At 72.9% G+C, this 1,861-nt stretch carries 2 protein-coding genes; both read left to right on the forward strand.

Features of this window, described 5'->3' with window-relative positions:
* Window positions 1-1,163: LLM class flavin-dependent oxidoreductase (locus ASG00_RS02770; protein ID WP_327037467.1), on the forward strand; the 1,163-nt coding region annotated here is incomplete at its 5' end.
* Complete coding sequence (locus ASG00_RS02775) at window positions 1,160-1,681, forward strand: GNAT family N-acetyltransferase (RefSeq protein ID WP_056206667.1); 522 nt, start codon at window positions 1,160-1,162, stop codon at window positions 1,679-1,681. The genes ASG00_RS02770 and ASG00_RS02775, both read left to right, overlap by 4 nt.
* The last annotated feature ends 180 nt before the right edge of the window (window positions 1,682-1,861 follow it).

The following is a 1,861-nucleotide window of genomic DNA, read 5'->3' on the forward strand; positions in this document are numbered from 1 at the left end:
AGCAGACCGTGCCCGTTCCCCTCTCCATCCTCGATCTCTCCCCGTTCGGCACCGGCCAGACGCCGGCCGACGGCCTGCGGGCGAGCGTGCGCCTCGCCCAGCGCGCGGAAGCCCTCGGCTACGCGCGCTACTGGCTGGCTGAGCATCATCTCAACCCGGGCATCTCCGGCGCGCTCCCCCACGTGCTGCTTCCGCTCATCGCCCAGGCGACGGACCGTATCCGGGTGGGCACCGCCGCGACGATCATCGGCAACTACAGCCCTCTGCACGTCGCCGAGTCGGCCGGGCTGCTCGCCGCACTCTTCCCGGGTCGCGTCGATCTCGGCATCGGGCGCTCCGGGTCGACCAGCGCCGCCCAGACCCCCCACAGCTTCGCCGCGCTCACCGAGGGCGCGAAGGAGGACGTCACCGTCGACGGCCTGCTGATCCCGGCCGCCCCGGACTTCACCCTCGATCTGCAGCGCTTCGCGGTGCAGGCGCGCCTGCTGCGCCGCACCCCGGGTGACGCCGACCACTTCGAGCAGGACGTGCTCGACATCATCGCGCTCATCACGGGCGACTACGTCGCCCCGGAGGGCGTGCCGATCCACGCCACCCCCGCCGAGGGAACCGACGTGGACGTCTGGATCCACGGCAGCACGGCGGGCGCATCCGCCGCCCTCGCCGGCCGGCTCGGCCTGCCGTTCGGAGCGAACTACCATGTCGCCCCGACCTTCGTGCGCGAGGCCGTCGGCGCCTACCGCGACGCATTCCGGCCGGGACGCCTCGCCGAGCCGCGCGTCATCGTGTCGGTCGACGTGCTCGTCGCCGACAGCGAGGCCGAGGCGACGCGTCTCGCGGAGGGATATGCGCACTGGGTGCACTCCATCCGGGCCGGGCAGGGCGCGATCGTCTACCCCACGCCCGACGAGGCCAGCGCCCAGCCTCTGGATGCCGCCGCCCTCGCGGTCGTGCGCGACCGCCTCGCGACGCGGTTCGTCGGCACACCCGAACAGGTGGCGGAGCAGCTGGAGGCCCTGCAACGGGTGACGGGGGCCGATGAGCTGCTGATCACCACGATCACGCACGACCCGCGCGACCGCGAGCGCTCCGTCGAGCTGCTCGCCGAGACCTGGGGCCTCGCGGGTGCCCCGACACCGGCCACCGTTGGCGCGCACGCGTGACCGCGGCATCCGACTCACTCACCATTCGCGAGGCCAGACCCGATGAGTACGTCCGCGCCGGGGAGGCGACGGTCAGCGCGTACACGTCGGCCTACGGCGCGCTGACCGACGAGTACATCGCCTCACTGCGCGACGTGGCCGCGCGCGCCGACGGGGGTGAGGTGTGGCTCGCGCTCGACGGCGACGAGATCCTCGGGACGGTGTGGATGTCGCGGCCCGGCGAGGCCCTCTCGCATCTGGCCCGGCCCGGCGAGACCGACTTCCGGCAGCTGGCCGTGACACCCGCCGCCCAGCGCCGGGGCGTGGGGGCGGCCCTCGTTCACCACGTGATCGCCCAGGCTCGGGCGCGCGGCTCGCACCGGGTGGTCATGAACAGCGGCCCCGAGATGACAGGCGCCCACGCCCTCTACGCACGCCTCGGCTTCGTGCGGCTCCCCGAGCGCGAGCATCCCGTGGAGGTGCAGCCCGGCCGATTCATCGACCTGCTCGCGTTCGGCTACGACCTGACGCCGGCCTGAGCCCGACACGGCCCGCATTCGCGCGGTCCCCCGCGATATCGCCGCATGAGCATGTCAGCCGAGCTCGGCGAGATCGGCGAGGATGCGGCCGATCACCGGAGCGAACTTGAACCCGTGGCCGGAGAATCCCGCCCCCACCACCACACGATCGAACCGTTCGAGCACGAAACTCGCGTCGGG

Origin of the sequence: Microbacterium sp. Leaf351 (assembly GCF_001423825.1) — a bacterium.
Classification (GTDB): domain Bacteria; phylum Actinomycetota; class Actinomycetes; order Actinomycetales; family Microbacteriaceae; genus Microbacterium; species Microbacterium ginsengisoli.